Source organism: Enterococcus raffinosus (genome assembly GCF_018917525.1).
GTDB classification, from domain to species: Bacteria; Bacillota; Bacilli; order Lactobacillales; family Enterococcaceae; genus Enterococcus_A; species Enterococcus_A raffinosus_A.
Genome location: NZ_JAHLOS010000010.1, coordinates 20021 through 36983, shown reverse-complemented (window position 1 = coordinate 36983; position 16963 = coordinate 20021). Strand labels below are relative to the sequence as shown.

Genomic DNA, 16963 nt, shown 5'->3' with positions numbered 1-16963 from the left:
CTGGAGGGCTGGATAACTAATTATCCAGTCTTTTTAACGGTGCTAAAAATCCTATCACCTTCAAAGTATCGTCTCCTTAGTCGAATAATCATTTTGGATATAGGGTTATTGCCAAGACTTTGGTATGATAATAGTGAAATTATGAGCGAATTTTAAAAGTAAGAAAAAATAAGGAATTGGAGTAATCACTATGGACACCACTCAAAAATGGCTGCAAGCGCATCAGCAGCGACTAGCGTGTGATTTTGCTGGGATTGCATGTAATGTAGCGACAGACGATAAGCCAAAGGAGATTCGCTGGATCTATGTAGCGGGGAATCAAAGTGAGGCCTATAAAAAGATTCGATTGCAAATCGGCAGAGGTATTGCTGGATTGGTTTGGAAAACAGCACGAACACAATTAGATGAGAACATACTAAAGCAGCCAGAAAAGCTGATTGATTATCCAATTGCTAGACTAGAAAAATTACAGGTCGCCTTAGCAGCTCCGGTAATCAAGCGCAAAGAAGTGGTGGCGGTCTTGTTGCTGGGCTATCGCCAAAATCATCAGTTTACTAAGACTGAAAGAGAACAATTGGAAAAGCTGGCAAGTGAATTGAGCGAACTGTTCGAGGAGGACCAGGATGATTGAATTTCCTTTATCATTGTTTCAACGTATCCAAGAAGCGCTATGGCTTTTAGATCAATCCGATCAGGTGTTGGCGGTTACACAATTAGCCAAGCAGATTGAAACAAATTATCGATTTAGCTTAAAAGCAATATTGGAAATTAGTCGAGGGGAAGGGTGCGCGCTGCATAGCACAAAAGAAGAGTGCTTAAATTGCTCATTGCCAGGAAAAATATCTCAGTCCGGATTTCCGTTTGTTTTAATCGATTGCAATGGAAAACAAGAAGAGTTCTGGGGAAGCCTACAATCTGATGGTAAGCAGAGAATTTTGCAAATTCAAGCACGGCCAACTATTTCTACCGAGACCTCCTTTTTTGATTACTTAAATAATGCGCGTGAGTATGAAAGAAAGAAAATTGCTCAAGATTTGCATGACGGTATTGCTCAAAGTGTCTACAGCTTGATGCTGGAAACGCGAGGATTAAAATGGTTGTCTTCCGATGCCCAGATGGAGAAATTAAAAGGGATCGATCGTCATTTTTCAGAGGTTCTAACTGAAATTAAAGAAATGGCTAGTGAATTGCGGCCAATGGCGATTGATGCCTTTGGACTTGTTCACGCATTGGAACAGTTTGTTGAGCGAACCAGTGAAATGACCGGTTTTGAAATAAATCTGTTGCGTGAAGGTGAAGAGCAAACCATGAATGAAACCACGCGAATAACCATTTACCGAATTATTCAGGAAGCAGTCAACAACGCGATGAAGTATTCAGGTGAAAATCAAATGACTGTTCGGCTTTCGTTTCAGACTGAAGATTTGCTAGTTGAAATAAAGGATCAGGGAATCGGATTTGAAGGAGAGCATAAGGAAAAGGGATTTGGTCTGGCAAATATGAAGGAGCGTGCCCATTCAATTAATAGTAAGTTAACCATTTACGCTAGACCAAACCAAGGAACGTGTATCAAACTTCATGTTCCTCTGAAGGAGGAGATAAAGTGAGAATTCTTATTGCGGATGACCATGCGATGATTCGTAATGCCTTGGCATTTTTAGTGAATGCTCAGCCGGATATGGATGTGGTGGCAGATGCCGCAGATGGACACGAGGCCTTTATGCTGGTTGAAAACAACCCAATTGATATTCTTTTAATGGATATCAGCATGCCTCCTGGTGAGAACGGTTTATTGACTGCTAAACGCATCAAGGAAACCTTCCCGCAGGTTAAGGTGATTATTTTGACCATGTATGATGATCGTTCCTATGTGCAAGAGGCGATGAAGGCGAAGGCTGATGGATTTATTTTAAAGACAGCAAATGACGAGACCTTGACAAAAGCGATTCGAAGCGTTTATGCTGGCAAGCGATACTATGATGGCTACACGGAACAGGAGTTAGGCGAGATTACGTTAGAGAAAGAAGATCCTTTGTACGCCAGCTTGTCTAAGCGTGAGAAGGAGATTTTGCCACTGATCGCCCTAGGAAATAATAATAAGCAAATCGCCGAACGGTTATTCATTTCCGTAAAGACAGTAGAGGTCCATAAGGCAAATATTCGAAAAAAACTCAAATTGGAAAGTTACGCGAGTCTATTACAATACAGCTTAAAAAATCATTTGATTGATTTCTAAAAAAAGGAATTGTTTGGAGCCTGAGTAAGCTGATTTAGTTAGGAGAAGAGAAATGATCGGGATTATCTTTGTTTTACATGGTCGCAAAAACAAGCTTTCAGTTGCAAATTTTTCAGGGATTGAAGCAGCAACGAAACACCTTACGCTCCCTTATGAAATAGGGCTGCTGGAAGGTGAACATCAAACCTTAGAGATGGCTATTCAATCCTTATTATCGCAACAGGTAAGCGAGATTATTTTTCTGCCGGTGCTGCTTTTTCCAGCCACCCACGCAAATGAGGATTTACCGAAGCGTGCCCAAAAAGCACTTAATAAGAAGGTGCCCTATCAAATCTTGCCTACTTTGGGAACAACGCATGCAGTTGAGAAATTCTTGTTGCAGCAAGTGACCTCGGTGAAGGATTCAAGGGCAGAGGTACTTTTGATCGCACACGGCACACCCCATTATCAGGAACCGTTTAAGCAGCTAGCGCAAATCGCTAGTAAGCTTGAAAGGCAACTTGGACGAAGGGTCTATCCAGCTGGTTATTATGGGGAGCATCTGTATCTGCCTATTTTGGAGAAGCAGAGCGAACCTATGATTATTCAACGTTTGTTTTTAACGGAGGGGTATCTGGCGAGAAAAATAAAAAATAATATTATTGAACACAGAGGAGCACAGGATATTCTGCTGCCTACTATGCAAGATAGCGCAGCATTAGTCTCAGCGATTCTTGAAAGACTAACGCCCTACATTTAATCGTGATTGAAAGTGGTCGCTTAAGGAAATTTCGGATTATTTTTAAGCTTCTGCCTCTGTAACATTAATTATTTGAAAAAGCAGGTGTGACTATTACTTAGGTCACATCTGCTTTTTTGACTATGAAAGAAGGTATAAAATTTTCACATGAATAAATCGCTTTACAGCAAGCATATCCATTTCCGGCTTCACGAACTAGCTTTTCTACGCAAGCTATGCATACAGTTACTGCTAAACTCCGTTAAGCAGAACTAGCATATCGGCAATAAGCAAAAGCTGAGCGAGTTCGCGAAGACTTTCTTAAATAATTAGGGGATTCCCTAATATAAAAAACACTTGATATCCTTTATTGTGATTATGTGAACAAATAGAAGCTGAGGTGGAGATAGTGAAAGAACGGTTAGTGGTAATTGGGAATGGAATGGCAGGCGTTCGTACAGTAGAAGAAATCTTGGAGCGCGATCCTGATCGGTATGAGATTACGATCATTGGGGGCGAGCAATATCCAAATTACAATCGAATTATGCTTTCGAATGTATTGCAGAAAAAAATGACAGTCGATGAAATCATTACAAACCCAACCGAATGGTATCTGGAAAATCAAATTATTCTGAAAAATGCAGATCCAGCGGTAGGTATAAACACAGAAGTGAAAACGATCACAACTGAATCAGGGGAAGTTGTTGCCTATGACAAAATTATTTTCGCTACCGGTTCTCATCCCTTTATTCTGCCAATTCCTGGAGCAGATAAGGAAGGGGTGACCGCTTTTCGAACAATCGACGATACGGCAGAAATGTTAGCTGCGGCAGCAAAATATTCAAAGGCGGTCGTTATTGGCGGCGGCTTGCTAGGTCTTGAAGCGGCAAAGGGATTGCAGGAGCAAGGGATGGATGTCACGGTTGTCCATCTGGCAAAATGGCTGATGGAAACACAATTAGATGAGAAGGCCGGAAAGTTATTGCAGGCAGAGCTTGAAGAGCAAGGCCTGAAATTCTTGATGGAGCATAGTACCGAAGAGATTTTAGGAAACGAGCGCGTGACAGGTATGCGTTTTTCAAACGGTACAGAAATCGAAACGGATTTGATCGTGATGTCGATCGGTATTCGTCCAGCGGTGGAGCTGGCCCGGGAAATTGGTTTAGAAGTGAATCGCGGGATTGTCGTTAATGATTACATGGAGACCAGCCTTCCGAATATCTACGGAGTCGGCGAATGTGTCGAGCACAATGGTATTTGCTACGGACTTGTGGCACCGCTGTTCGAGCAAGGAAAAATATTGGCAGATCTGCTTACGGAGCAGTCAGAAGTTAAAGCTTATCAAGGTTCAAAGACCTTTACCTCATTAAAGGTTTCTGGTGCAGATCTTTATTCTGCCGGCAACATTTTAAATACTGAGGGTATGGACAGTATCGAAGCATTTGACAGTGCCTCTAAAAAATATAAGAAAATTTTCTTGAAGGATGGGAAAATTCAGGGAATCGTGCTTTATGGCGACACTGATGACGGTAGTCGCTACTACAATATGATGAAAAAAGGCCAAGAAATCAACGAGCTGGATCTGCAGACGATTGCTGTGCTTCAAGCAATAGGTGAAGGAGCAGGCATGGGGACGGACGTTGTCGAATGGGAAGATGACGAAACAGTTTGCGGCTGTAATGGCGTTGATAAGGGCACGATTTTGCGTTCAATTCGTGAAAAGGGCTTGTCCAGTGTCGGAGAAGTTGGAAAGGTCACGAAAGCTGGTACCTCCTGTGGAAAGTGTAAGCCGCAGGTCCAAACCTTATTAGAATATGAACTGGGGGATGCCGTTACCACGGCAACGGGTATCTGTCCTTGTACAGATTTAAATCGTGATCAGGTCGTTACACAAATCTATGCTAAGCATCTGACAAGTACGCAAGCGGTCTTTGCTAAACTAGATTGGCGCAACGTTGAGGGCTGTTATAAATGCCGTCCTGCGGTCAATTTCTATCTGAATGTCGCTTGGCCAGCGGAGCATGAAGATGAACGAGATTCACGAGTAGTCAATGAACGAATGCACGCCAATATTCAAAAGGACGGGACTTTCTCAGTTATCCCAAGAATGCGCGGCGGACAAACGACCCCGCAACAGCTAATTAAACTGGCTCAAGTAGCAGAGCGCTACAATGTTCCATTAGTAAAGGTAACGGGTTCGCAGCGTATCGGCTTATACGGAGTGACGAAACAGGATTTGCCTAAAATTTGGGAAGAGCTAGATATGGTTGCTGCCCAAGCTTATGGAAAAGTGTTCCGTTCGGTTAAGACCTGTGTCGGGCAAAGCTTCTGTCGCTTTGGCACCCAGAAGACGATGGAACTAGGAATTAAAATCGAAGAAAACTTTGAGTATATTGATACACCACACAAATTCAAGGTAGGTGTTTCTGGCTGTCCGCGAAGCTGTGTGGAATCAGCAGTCAAGGACTTTGGAATCATCGGTGTTGAAAATGGCTTCCAAATCCTAATTGGAGGAAATGGCGGGATTGAGCTAGTAGAAGCGCAGCATTTAGTGACCGTTGAAACGGAAGAGGAAGTCATTGAACTATGTGGCGCAATGCTGCAATACTACCGAGAAACAGGAATTTATGGCGAACGAACAGCGCCTTGGGTGGAGCGAGTGGGGTTTGAAAACGTTAAGGCTGTTTTGTTGGATGCTGAGAAACGTCAAACACTTTGGGACAGTCTTAATCAAGCGATTGCGGCTAAAGCCCGCCAGGATTCATGGGGACCAATTACCAAGGACGTGGATTTAAGAGAAAAAATGTATACCATTGAACGGCCAGAATTAGTGGGAGTAGGTGAATAAGTTGACAAAATTATTAGCAACAAAAAAAGCGAAGTTAATTCCGCGAATTGGCCGCTTGATTGATTTGCAGGGAGAAAGAATCGCTCTTTTTCAGCTTTCCGATGGACGAGTCTGTGCGATCGAAGATTACTGTCCGTTAACGCAGGGACCTGTGTTAGAAGGAATTGTATCGGGGGAATATTTGTACGAACCAATGCGTGAATATAAGATTTCATTGATTGATGGAAAGATTCAAGAGCCTGATGAGGGACAGCTAAGAGTGTTTCCAGTAGAAATCATTGATGATGACATTTATATAGAGGTTTAGTGATGATTTCATTTGTTGGGGCTGGTCCGGGTGATATTGAATTACTAACCCTTAAAGGAAAAAAGCGTCTGCAGGAGGCTGATGCGGTGATCTACGACCGCTTAGTCAATCCTTTGCTGCTGTTTTACTGCAAACCTGATTGTGTGTTTATTTATGTGGGGAAGACACCGTATCAGTCAAGTATGCAGCAAGAGACAATCAACCAATTATTGCTGGATACACAAAAAAATCACAGCAAAATTGTTCGTTTAAAAGGAGGAACGCCCGAAATATTTGGCCGTTTAACAGAAGAACTGGAAGTAGTTTCCGGTAATAATATCGCATTTGAAATAATTCCCGGTGTTTCTTCTGCTAGTGGCTCAGCAGCCTATAACGGTATTCCTCTAACTGAACGGGGGGAGGCAAGAGCAGTTACCTTTATGACTGCTCATTTAAAAATGAATGAGGAAGTTCTCTTGCCTGAACATTCTGCTGAACAGACGCTTTGTATCTACATGGGAATCGAGGCATTGCCAAAGCTCATTTTACAGTTGGTAAACCAAGGTTTTTCTGCGAATACGAAGATTGCAGTCATTAGCTGGGGGACCTATGGAAGACAAAAGAAAGTGTGCGGGACATTTTCAACGATTGAAGGCCTTATCGCAAAAGAAAGAGTTAAAAATCCGGCAATGATTTTAATTGGCAAAGTGGTTTCAAATGAATGTCGATTCAATTGGTTTGAACAGCTGCCAGCATTTGGCAAACGGTATCTGCTTGTTTCAACACGTTCACCGACTATCGACGAACTGATTCACTACACAAGTGCCGGAGCGGATATTTGGTGGCACCAGGTAGGAGAAATGCGCGACAAACGCTTCGATCTTATCAGTGAACGTTATTTATCAGAACAGCAATTCGAAGAGGTCAAATTCATAGATTCGACTTCAGAAAAACTGTTTTGTACTTAAGAAAAGGAGAGTGAAAGGATGTCATTATCACCGAGGGATTTAGTAGATGAAGCGATTACGCGAGGCAAGGCCAAGGCGAATTACAGTCTGTTGACAATCGCTGTGTTAGGAACGATGGCGGGAATCTTTATTGGCTTAGCCGGAGTTGCAATGATCCGTACGATGGGATCAATGCCAAAGGAATGGGGAACCTTAGTGAATTTGCTGGGAGCAGTTGTTTTTCCCTTTGGTCTCATTTGCTTATTATTAGTTGGCGGCGAATTGGTTACAGGAAATATGATGGCAGTCAGCATGGCCTTATATGCAAAGGAAATCACGCTGAAGCAATGGGTACGTAATATGTTTTTTGTTACAGTGTTTAATTTGGTTGGCGCTTTAGCAGTCGCTGTATTTTTTGGCTATTTTTCGAACACCTTGCAGGGAGATTTTGTCGGTCGGACGATTGCGGTGGCTCAAGGGCGTGTGGCAGATGGCCCGTTACAGGCATTTTTATCAGGAATTGCATGTAACATCTTAGTTTGCACAGGGGTCTATATGAATATGGCCTCTCGAGATTTTATTGGTAAAATATTCGGTACGTGGCTGCCTGTCGCAGGGTTTGTCATCGCAGGCTATCAGCATGTTGTGGCGAATATGTTTTTGGTAGCTGCTGGAGTGTTAGCAGGTGGAGTAACGATTGGCCAATTCATTGAAAATATGGTATTCGTCTGGACGGGAAATCTAGTTGGTGGCGGCGTTATTCTAGCTGGCATGTACTTCCTTGCCTTTAAAGTGGGGATGAAACAAAACACCGAAGGATTGGAAAGTACGAAGACTTCCTCTATAATAGTGGAGGAAAAATAATTGATCGAGGAATACGATGAGAAAATTAAAGGTTGGGACAAGAAAGAGTCCCTTAGCCATGAAGCAAACACAAATTGTGATAAATTTGTTAATGACACACTGTCCACAGCTGGAAATCGAAATTGTCGGACTTTCTACTAAAGGCGATCGACTGCAGCAGGCACCTTTGACTCAAATTGGAGGAAAAGGTGTCTTTGTTAAGGAAGTCGAATACCAGCTGCAACAAAAAAAGATCGATTTTGCCGTACATAGCTTAAAAGATATGCCCGCCAACCTTCCTGACGACCTCATTCTAGCAGCTACGCCTAAACGTGCACAGCCATGGGATTGTCTGATTTTGAAGAATGACGCTGTACTTGAAGCTGAAAAAGAGGTAACGATTGGTACAAGTAGTCTGCGAAGAGCAAAACAGTTAGCGATGAAGTATCCTAATATGCGATTTGTTCCAATCCGTGGGAAAATAGAAACCCGTTTGGAGAAGATGGTAAGCGAAAAGATGGACGGGACTGTTCTTGCTTGCGCTGGATTAGAACGAATGAACTATTTTGATCAATTATCTAGCTATAAGATATTGCCTCCAGAATTATGTGTCCCTGCAATTGGTCAGGGGATTTTAGGTGTTGAATGTCGAAAAGAAGATCGCGAGGTTTTTGATTTGTTAGTTCAAATAACGGATGAAAAAACATCTTCAGCGGCAACGGCAGAACGTTTCTTTTTACGTCAAATGAATGGCAATTGCGACCTTCCGATCGGGGCCTTCGCCGAGAAAAATGGGCAGGTATGGGATTTCTATGCTTTTTTGGCCGAGAATATGGATGCTACAGGCAGACAGCTTCACTTGTTAGGAGACGATCCGCTATCCTTAGCGGAACAGGCGGTCAAGGAGTTATTTTCTCAAAAAACCTATTGTTGATATGAAAGAAAGATTTCGTGGTCATTAGGATCACGGAGTCTTTTTTTGCGATTTGTTAAGGTTGAGATGTAGATGTCGTTTTTAACCAAAAATAGAACAAGTTGGTTAGCCAAATCGTATGCTTGAGTTAGCTTTGGCAAAATTAGGAATACTTGAATTTCCCATTGCTAGGAAAAAAGTAAGTTTGTGAGGCCAGCATAGATTTTCCTATAATAAGCTTGTAAATAAATGAAAGTGGTGAAGAAAATGAAAAACATCTTGTTAATTTGTGGATCAGGCGCTTCGAGCGGCTTTATGGCTGCGGCGATTAGAAAAGCGGCAAAAAAAAGAAAGGTCGAAGTAACTGTGAAGGCAGCGAGCGAATCGCAGTTAGATGATCGTATTAATGAAATCGATTACTTGTTGATTGGGCCGCACTTGTCGTACATGCTGAATGATCTTCAAGAGCAAACAAAAGATAAAAATGTCAAAGCAGCAGTGATTCCGCAGGCAGTGTATGGAACGTTAAATGGTGAGAAGGCATTGGATTTGATTTTAAAAATGGAGGATTAGCTGATGGATAAAATTATGAATTTTATGACGAACTCCTTTGCACCTAAAGTGAATAAGGTAGTAAAGAATCCATGGATATCGGCTATTCAGGATTCCATCATGATTGCTTTGCCATTGGTTTTCGTTGGTTCATTAGTAACAGTGGTGTCATTATTAAAAAATATTTTCAGCGGAATGCCTGATTTTTCTATGATCAGCAACTTCTCATTCGGGATGTATGCGTTAGTAGTAGCGTTCTTAATTCCCTACTATTTAATGGAGAAAAAAGGCTATGGTGGTCAGAAGTTGATCTCTGGTGCAGCTTCCTTGGTATTATTCATGATGCTGCTCTTCCCAACGATGACAGCCGAGGGTGAAGCGGTCTTCATTCTTTCTCGTTTTGGTGCGACGGGCATGTTTCTTTCCATGATTACCGGCTTGTTCGTCAGCTTCGTGATGAATTTTGCTGTGAAGTATTCATTCTTTGATGAGGATACACCAATTCCCGATTTTGTTGTTGGCTGGTTTAACAGCCTATTGCCGATTACATTTGTCTTACTGGTTGGTTGGCTGATTACCTTCCAATTCAAAATTGATTTCTTTGATGTTGTCTTGCTAGTCTTCAGTCCATTAGCAAGCATTGTCCAATCCTATCCAGGCTTTGTTTTATCAGTTTTCATTCCTGTATTTCTATATACATTCGGTATTTCTGGTTGGGTAATGATGCCCGTTGTTTATCCGGTTTACATGTCTGGTTTAGCAGCAAATGCCGAAGCGGTGGCAAATGGTGGACAAGCAATCAACATCGCTACTCAAGAAACCTGTTACGCCTTTTCTTCAATGGGCGGGATCGGAACAACATTGGCTTTATCAGTGATGATGTTGCTGTTGAGTAAATCTGCCCAATTAAAAGCAATCGGTAAAGCAGTCATCATTCCTTCGATTTTTAATATCAATGAACCACTAGTATTCGGAGCACCGATTGCCTTTAATCCTTACTTAATGGTGCCAATGTGGATCAACAGTATTATTGTTCCAACAATTGCTTATGTAACAATGTCATTAGGGTTAGTCAACGTACCATCCAGCACATTCCTGTTGTGGTATATGCCATACCCATTTACATCCTATTTAGCAACGCAGGATTGGCGAGCGATTGTTGTATGTGTGTTGATTTTTGCCATTACGTGGCTGATATTCCTGCCGTTCTTTAAGGCCTATGACAATTCATTGGTAAAACAAGAAGCTCAGGAGGCCCTGGAGGAAGCAGAGGCAGAAGCTGTTCATTAAAAATAACTATAAGCTATTAGCAGGAGGTCGCATATGGAAGAGACAAAGCATTTAGAGGAGAATGATCAATTAAATCAATTATCGATGAACATTTTGGTTCATGCGGGAAACGCACGTGATCATCTCGTTCATTCTTTGGAAAGTATAGAAGCAATGGATTTTACTACAGCAAAGCAAGAGGTTCAGGCCGCACGTAAAGAGGTAGTGATTGCTCACGGTTTGCAGACAGATACGCTGCAATTAGAAGCCTCAGGTGAACAGATTCGTTATTCAACCTTGTTTTGCCATGCGCAGGATACATTGATGACAGCGCAAAGTGAAATCTTAATCGGTGAACATTTGGTTCGCTTGTTTGAAACCTTTAGCCAAAAATAAACAGTACAATTATTCAAGGAGGAATTTCATTGGAAAATTATCAAATGCCAAAAGACTTTTTATGGGGCGGTGCCATCGCGGCTAATCAGGCAGAGGGCGCCTATAAAGTTGATGGAAAAGGCGTTAGTCTTGCGGACCTGCACAAGTATTATCCAGATAAAAGCAATGCTGAGATTGCAGAGGAACAGCATAAGGGGATGTCTTTGGCGGATGTGAAGGCTAACCTAGCGGATACGGAAGGTTATTATCCAAAACGTCATGGGATTGACTTTTATCATACCTATGAATCAGACTTGGAATTACTCAGCGAAATGGGCTTCAAGACCTTTCGGACTTCAATCGACTGGACACGGATTTTTCCGACTGGGGAAGAAACAGAGCCCAATGAAGAGGGATTGGCCTACTATGATCGCTTGATTGGTAAGATCATTGAACTGGGGATGGAGCCGATCATTACTATTTTACATTACGAGACACCTGTTGAAATTACGTTGAAATATGGCGGCTGGAACAATCGCAAAGTGATTGATTTATTTGTTAAATATGGAAAAGTAGTCTTAGAACGCTATCAAACAAAGGTAAAATATTGGATCGTCATCAATCAAGTCAATTTGATTCAGTTCGAGCCTTTTAATTCAACCGCGATTCCTTACGATACGGTAGATAATTATGAGGAAGCGAGTTTCCAAGCGGTGCATCATCAGTTTGTTGCTAGTGCCAAATTGGCAGCTTATGCTAAAACGATCAATCCTGATATGATGATTGGTACGATGATGGCAGATTGTACGGCGTATCCGTATTCTTGTGATCCTGACGACGTGAACTTGGCCTTGCGTCGAAATCGTATGCAATATTTCTATACCGATGTTCAATTCCAAGGCGCGTACCCTCAATATGCCTTGAATTACTTTGCTGAAAATGGCATCCACCTAGAAATTACTGATGAAGACAAACAATTGCTGAAGGATCATCCAATGGATTATTTAGCCCTGTCTTATTACTACTCGCAAATGGTCGATGCTTCAAAAAATACGATGAGTCCATCTTCGGTGACACCGAATCCGAATTTGAAGGCCAATCCATGGGGCTGGGCAGTTGATCCGCAGGGACTGTACAATTCATTATCTCAATACTGGGATCGCTATCACAAATCCATCATTATTGCGGAAAATGGTTTTGGCATGTATGACAAATTGGAGGACGGACAGGTCCATGATGATTATCGTATAGCTTATCTGTCTGAGCACATTGCTCAAATGAAGCGTGCCATGTATGACGGGGCAGACGTGATTGCGTATTGCGCTTGGGGACCGATTGACATTATCAGCTGTTCTTCTGCCCAGATGGAAAAGCGCTATGGCTTCATTTATGTCGATCTGGATAATGAAGGAAAAGGCTCGGGTCAACGAATCAAAAAGGACAGCTTTAACTGGTACAAACAGGTGATTGCTTCAAACGGCGAGACGTTATAATCAATTGAAAAGTTGATCTTCGTGATCAACTTTTCTTTGAATGGAGGTGTAAATGTGCTGACTAAAAAAGAAAAAGAGCTGATTGATTATCTAAATAAAAAGGCTCGGCGGGTAACCTCAGATGAACTAGCTGAATTTAGCAATTGCACCACTCGTACGATTCGTAATCGTGTTGCCAAGATTAACCAAAACAATTCAGCACTTATTTTGACCAGTCATCGCGGCTACCAGCTGAATGGGGAGGTGGGTATCGAGTCAGGGGGTACCGAAGATCGCAAATCCCGGATCTTTTTGGAGCTGTTGAAGCACTCATCAGAAGGTGTTGATTTTTATGAGTTGGCGGAAAAACTTTTTATTTCCGAATCGACGTTAAAAAATGATATTCAACAATTGAAAAAAGAAATCACCAACGATGCGATTCAAATTGTTTTCGAACAAGATTATATTAAGCTAACCGGACCAGAACGGGCAAAACGCCGCTACCTCATCTCACTTTTATACAACGAAAGTGACCTGCAGGAAAAATTGAAGGTCAGTATTCAGCAAATGATCGGCTACATCTCGCTGGAAAAGCTGCAGCAGACGATTCAACAGGTGTTAGCTGAAAATAATATCCAGATCAATCAATACTCGCTGAATAACATCGTACTCCACTTTGCCATCAGCATCGAACGCATTCGCCAAGGGCATAGTCTAAAGAAAAGCTTGAATGAGAATCCCGCACAAAGTAGCTCGGAATTTTTGATCGCAGAAGAAATCAGTAATCAATTGGCTCAGCAATACGACATTCATTTTTCTCACGCAGAATTGGAGCAATTGTCATTATTATTTATTGGTATGCAAAATGAAACCTTAACGAAAGAAAAGAGTCAGCAGCTCTCTAGCTTTGTTGATCCCAAAATCATCAGCGCCTTAAAGGATGTCTTAGCCGAGGTGGAGCGGACCTATTTAGTCGAATTGAATGATGAGGATTTTTTCAATAAATTAGCGATTCATTTACAAAGTCTTTATTATCGTTCCCACTATGAAACCTTTACTCGCAATAGCAGTTTATTGGATTTAAAAACAGCGTATCCCTTGATTTATGATCTAGCCGTGTACATTTCTTCTTTAATTCAAGATCGCTTGGCTATCTGGTTCAATGATGACGAAATTTCATTTATTGCTTTACATATAGGCTCCTTCCTTGAAACGCAAAAACATTTTCGTAATCAGATTACTATTCAATTGGTAGTAAACGATTATCATGATATTGGTAGAAACCTAAGGAACGAGATTGAAGAACGCTTGGGAGAAAATATCAACGTCACAGTGACAGAAAAATGGAAAGCAGCGAATGCTGAGTATGATTTATTGCTAACAACGGATCGGGAAACAGCTTCGTCAAACGAAGGCTCTGTTTTTATCCATCCTTTTCTAACCGACAAGGATGTTAAGAAAATTGAAAAAAGAATTGATGCGTTAAAATCACAGCGCGAAAAACGACGCATGTATCAAACCATCGAAAAATTCATTTTGCCAGAATTGTATTTCAATCAATTTGATCCTGCTGGATTAACGCCTATCGAAATACGAAGTCAAATTAATCAGCGGATGATGAATGAAGGATTTGTAGATGCTCAATTTCTCGAAAGAGTAGAAAAACGCGAGCGGATGTCTCCAACCAGTTTTCCATCAGGAATCGCGGTTCCGCATTCGGTCGAGTTGGAAGCTGTAAGAAGCGGTGTCGCAATCATGACGCTACAAGAACCATTGGTTTGGGCCGATCATACGATTAAGCTAATCGCTTATATCGCAATCAATAAGGAGGAAGCAAATGAGTTCAATGACTTTTTTGAAAAATTCATTGAGATTGTTTCAGAGCCGATCAATACCAAGCAGTTAAGTATGAGCGAAGATTATGAGGCGTTTATTTTAAAGCTAAAGGCGATGGTGGAGGCCGATGACTAAAAACTTTTTGAGTCGATTATTCTTGGTGGTTTTCGGTACGATCTTGATGGGGCTTGGAATCGAAATGATCGTGGTGACCAATCAAGGATTTGATTCTGTTAGTACGTTGATCTTAGGCTTAATGAAACATACAACGATTCCCTTTGGACGCTGGAGTCAATTGATCAGTTTTCTATTTTTGTTGATTACTTTTTTGTACAATCGTAGAATTTTAGGAATCGGTAGTCTCATCAATACATTCTTAGTTGGCGAAACCATTAATCGAACGGCGGGCGTTTTTCAATCTATCGAATTTTTTCAGAATAGTATGGCAAGTTCCTTTTTGGGGTTTTGTCTAATGGCACTAGGCACAGCGATATATTTAACTGGTGGCTTAGGTTCAGGCCCATTGGAAGGAATGATGTTTTGTGTCTGCAATCGTTTACAGGTTTCGCTGCAAAAGGGTAGAATCATCCTAGATTTTATCATTGTTATCAGCGGCATTCTTTTAGGCAGCACATTTGGTGTTGGAACCGCCTTTGCTATTTTTCTCTTAGGTCCTATGATCCAGTTTTGTGTGTCCTTGTTAAAACGAGTTTCTGGTAATAATCTATCAATTCGCAGTAAAAAGCAATTATCAAAATGAAGAATGGTGTTTGGAGAATGTACAAATTCTTGTGCATTCTTTTTTGTGCTATAAAAGCAATCGTTCACGAAACTGAAAGGATATCGAAGTTAAGAGGACAACGGAGGTAAAAAAACTGTTAGGTAGATTGATTAGAAAAAGCTAAATTTTTTTGACGAAGGACGCAAAAGCAGGTAAACTATAATTGAACGAACGGTTCAATTAATGGATGGAGGTGAAATTCATGGAGAATCGTCTAGAATTAATTTATGATGCAGCAAGCCAGCTTTTTATTAATAAAGGCTATGGTCGAACGCAAATTCGCGATATTGCAAAGGAAATTGGCTTATCTACTGGAATGATCTATCAGTATTTTAGCGGAAAGAGAGATATTCTCAGTTTTATCTTAAAGGGAACAATTGACCCGAGCTTTTTTGAGCAAGAACTGCATTATCCCATTGATTCCACGCTTTTTGATAACCTAGAGGATGAAATCATGGAAACCTTTGAACAAAATCAGGGGAACTTTGATGGGCATCTAAAGAATCAGGCTGTCGACTATCCTCTAAAAGCAATGCTTTCTGATGCGTTTGATATTGTCTCAAATTATGCGGTGAGCTGTTTAATCATTGAACACAATGGGGAGGATTTAAAGGAGCTTAGCTTCTATTATCGCGATTATCGCAAAAGATTTCTTTTTCAGATCCAACAATATATTGAGCTTTATATTGAAAAAGAGGAATTTCGTAAAGTTGAGAACACTTTTTACACTGCCAGGGCGGTTACTGAGAGCCTAGCTTGGTGGGGAATGCACATCAGGTATGATGCTTTTGAGCCAGATAGGGCACTTTCACGAGGAAAAGCAAAAGAAATCTGTCTGGATCTGTTGCTGCATGCTTATGGAATTTAAACAGAGCAAGGCTCTGTTTTTCTTAAAAACAGAATTGAATGAACGGTTCAATTAACTGAAAGGATGAGAAGATGAAATCTTGCAAAAGAATTTTAAGAGGTTTGCTAGGAGGTGTATTATTGGGAATTGTTTTTTCCGCCTGTGGTTCTGACGAGGAAGCAAAGCTGGTTAATACCCAAACGATCAACATGAAGACTATTTCAAAAATTGTCTTAGATTATGATGCGGATGACCTAGTGATCAAAAATTCGAAAAGTCAAAAGATTATTTTGGAGGAATACCTAAGTAGGGATAAACGAAAGTATTACTCTAAGGTTTCTAAAAAAGGAAAGACGCTAACTCTCAATGAGGGAAAACGTCCATTAGGATCAAGCTTCAAAAGTAAAATGGTACTTTCGATTCCCCAAGAATATACGAATAAATTACAGGTACATTCCACCAGTGGGAAGATCGAATCAGAACTTTCTAATAAAACTTTAGCAGCGGTATCACTGGACACTACTAGCGGAAAAATAACTAGTGATAATCTAACTGCTGACAGAATTACTTTGACCACGACGAGTGGCATGATTGAAGGAAAACTATTACAGAGTGAAGAGAAGCTGCAAATTAAAAGTACGAGCGGAATCATCAAATTAAAAAGTCTGAAGGCTGATAGGATTAGGCTACAAACGACTAGCTCGAAAGCCGTACTTGAAACGGTAAAGGGAGAGGTAAATTACGAAACCAAAAGTGGGAATTTGTCTCTTTCTAATTTTTCAGGCGGCGGAGAATTTTTAGCAAATGGTGATGGAAGCATTAAAGTGACAGTAAAGAAATTATCCGATGATTTGTCAGCATTTTCCAAGAATGGTCCTATCACACTGGTATTATCAAAATTACAAAAGGCCCGTTTCACTTTAAAATCAAAAGAGGGGAAAATTCAAAATCAACGAAAGGAATTTGTGGACGAAAATGACAGTTCTATTCCTCAAGTCAAGCTCGAAACGAGAAATGGAGATATCCGTGTGAAATAATTT

The 16963-nt window shown here is 41.1% G+C and carries 17 protein-coding genes; all 17 read left to right on the top strand.

The genetic code is table 11. The features are described from left to right. Positions 1-190: 190 nt before the first annotated feature. The 17 genes from KQI58_RS08645 to KQI58_RS08565 all read left to right on the top strand — a co-directional run bounded on the left by KQI58_RS08645 (position 191) and on the right by KQI58_RS08565 (position 16960). Positions 191-631, top strand: a complete 441-nt coding sequence (locus tag KQI58_RS08645; protein ID WP_216408274.1) for a GAF domain-containing protein — start codon at positions 191-193, stop codon at positions 629-631. Then, positions 624-1607 (top strand): sensor histidine kinase, encoded by a 984-nt coding sequence (locus tag KQI58_RS08640; protein ID WP_216408272.1) that lies wholly within the window; start codon positions 624-626, stop codon positions 1605-1607. Before KQI58_RS08645 ends, KQI58_RS08640 begins: the two co-directional genes overlap by 8 nt. Next, positions 1604-2236: a response regulator transcription factor gene (locus KQI58_RS08635; protein ID WP_016181938.1), complete on the top strand. Its 633-nt coding sequence runs from the start codon at positions 1604-1606 to the stop codon at positions 2234-2236. Before KQI58_RS08640 ends, KQI58_RS08635 begins: the two co-directional genes overlap by 4 nt. 52 nt (positions 2237-2288) lie before the next feature. Beyond that, positions 2289-2975, top strand: a complete 687-nt coding sequence (locus KQI58_RS08630; protein WP_216408270.1) for a sirohydrochlorin chelatase — start codon at positions 2289-2291, stop codon at positions 2973-2975. A 388-nt stretch (positions 2976-3363) separates the two neighbouring features. Then, positions 3364-5802: a nitrite reductase large subunit NirB gene (nirB, locus tag KQI58_RS08625; protein WP_216408268.1), complete on the top strand. Its 2439-nt coding sequence runs from the start codon at positions 3364-3366 to the stop codon at positions 5800-5802. 1 nt (position 5803) lies between these two features. After that, the gene (locus KQI58_RS08620; protein ID WP_016181941.1) at positions 5804-6109 is read left to right on the top strand and encodes a nitrite reductase (NAD(P)H) small subunit; all 306 of its coding nucleotides are present in this window, start codon (positions 5804-5806) and stop codon (positions 6107-6109) included. Between the two features lie 2 nt (positions 6110-6111). Next, the gene (gene cobA / locus KQI58_RS08615) at positions 6112-7056 is read left to right on the top strand and encodes a uroporphyrinogen-III C-methyltransferase (RefSeq protein WP_216408266.1); all 945 of its coding nucleotides are present in this window, start codon (positions 6112-6114) and stop codon (positions 7054-7056) included. Between the two features lie 18 nt (positions 7057-7074). Then, positions 7075-7899, top strand: a complete 825-nt coding sequence (locus tag KQI58_RS08610; RefSeq protein WP_216408264.1) for a formate/nitrite transporter family protein — start codon at positions 7075-7077, stop codon at positions 7897-7899. A gap of 16 nt (positions 7900-7915) precedes the next feature. Continuing rightward, positions 7916-8812, top strand: coding sequence for a hydroxymethylbilane synthase (gene hemC / locus KQI58_RS08605; protein ID WP_049220644.1), 897 nt, complete (start codon positions 7916-7918; stop codon positions 8810-8812). 246 nt (positions 8813-9058) lie between these two features. Beyond that, positions 9059-9364, top strand: coding sequence for a PTS sugar transporter subunit IIB (locus KQI58_RS08600; protein WP_207107058.1), 306 nt, complete (start codon positions 9059-9061; stop codon positions 9362-9364). Positions 9365-9367: 3 nt separating this feature from the next. Beyond that, a complete protein-coding gene (locus KQI58_RS08595) occupies positions 9368-10633 on the top strand; it encodes a PTS sugar transporter subunit IIC (protein ID WP_216408260.1) in 1266 nt (421 codons plus the stop codon). A gap of 33 nt (positions 10634-10666) precedes the next feature. Then, on the top strand, positions 10667-11008 hold the full coding sequence (locus KQI58_RS08590; RefSeq protein ID WP_216408258.1) for a PTS lactose/cellobiose transporter subunit IIA: 342 nt from the start codon (positions 10667-10669) through the stop codon (positions 11006-11008). A 29-nt stretch (positions 11009-11037) separates the two neighbouring features. Beyond that, positions 11038-12480, top strand: a complete 1443-nt coding sequence (locus tag KQI58_RS08585) for a glycoside hydrolase family 1 protein (protein ID WP_253295855.1) — start codon at positions 11038-11040, stop codon at positions 12478-12480. Between the two features lie 54 nt (positions 12481-12534). Then, a complete protein-coding gene (locus KQI58_RS08580) occupies positions 12535-14430 on the top strand; it encodes a BglG family transcription antiterminator (RefSeq protein WP_216408256.1) in 1896 nt (631 codons plus the stop codon). After that, positions 14423-15055, top strand: a complete 633-nt coding sequence (locus KQI58_RS08575) for a YczE/YyaS/YitT family protein (RefSeq protein WP_216408254.1) — start codon at positions 14423-14425, stop codon at positions 15053-15055. Before KQI58_RS08580 ends, KQI58_RS08575 begins: the two co-directional genes overlap by 8 nt. Positions 15056-15278: 223 nt before the next feature. Next, entirely contained in the window at positions 15279-15944 is a 666-nt protein-coding gene (locus KQI58_RS08570; protein ID WP_216408252.1) for a TetR family transcriptional regulator, read from the top strand. Positions 15945-16063: 119 nt separating this feature from the next. Next, on the top strand, positions 16064-16960 hold the full coding sequence (locus KQI58_RS08565; protein WP_216408250.1) for a DUF4097 family beta strand repeat-containing protein: 897 nt from the start codon (positions 16064-16066) through the stop codon (positions 16958-16960). Positions 16961-16963 lie beyond the last annotated feature (3 nt).

What these genes read in the sequence shown, in the direction of transcription:
- KQI58_RS08600 (WP_207107058.1), top strand. Translation starts at nt 9,059, where the DNA reads ATGAAAAACATCTTGTTAATTTGTGGATCAGGCGCTTCGAGCGGCTTT.
- KQI58_RS08575 (WP_216408254.1), top strand. Translation starts at nt 14,423, where the DNA reads ATGACTAAAAACTTTTTGAGTCGATTATTCTTGGTGGTTTTCGGTACG.
- cobA (WP_216408266.1), top strand. Translation starts at nt 6,112, where the DNA reads ATGATTTCATTTGTTGGGGCTGGTCCGGGTGATATTGAATTACTAACC.
- hemC (WP_049220644.1), top strand. Translation starts at nt 7,916, where the DNA reads ATGAGAAAATTAAAGGTTGGGACAAGAAAGAGTCCCTTAGCCATGAAG.
- KQI58_RS08610 (WP_216408264.1), top strand. Translation starts at nt 7,075, where the DNA reads ATGTCATTATCACCGAGGGATTTAGTAGATGAAGCGATTACGCGAGGC.
- KQI58_RS08570 (WP_216408252.1), top strand. Translation starts at nt 15,279, where the DNA reads ATGGAGAATCGTCTAGAATTAATTTATGATGCAGCAAGCCAGCTTTTT.
- KQI58_RS08630 (WP_216408270.1), top strand. Translation starts at nt 2,289, where the DNA reads ATGATCGGGATTATCTTTGTTTTACATGGTCGCAAAAACAAGCTTTCA.
- KQI58_RS08645 (WP_216408274.1), top strand. Translation starts at nt 191, where the DNA reads ATGGACACCACTCAAAAATGGCTGCAAGCGCATCAGCAGCGACTAGCG.
- KQI58_RS08640 (WP_216408272.1), top strand. Translation starts at nt 624, where the DNA reads ATGATTGAATTTCCTTTATCATTGTTTCAACGTATCCAAGAAGCGCTA.
- KQI58_RS08590 (WP_216408258.1), top strand. Translation starts at nt 10,667, where the DNA reads ATGGAAGAGACAAAGCATTTAGAGGAGAATGATCAATTAAATCAATTA.
- KQI58_RS08595 (WP_216408260.1), top strand. Translation starts at nt 9,368, where the DNA reads ATGGATAAAATTATGAATTTTATGACGAACTCCTTTGCACCTAAAGTG.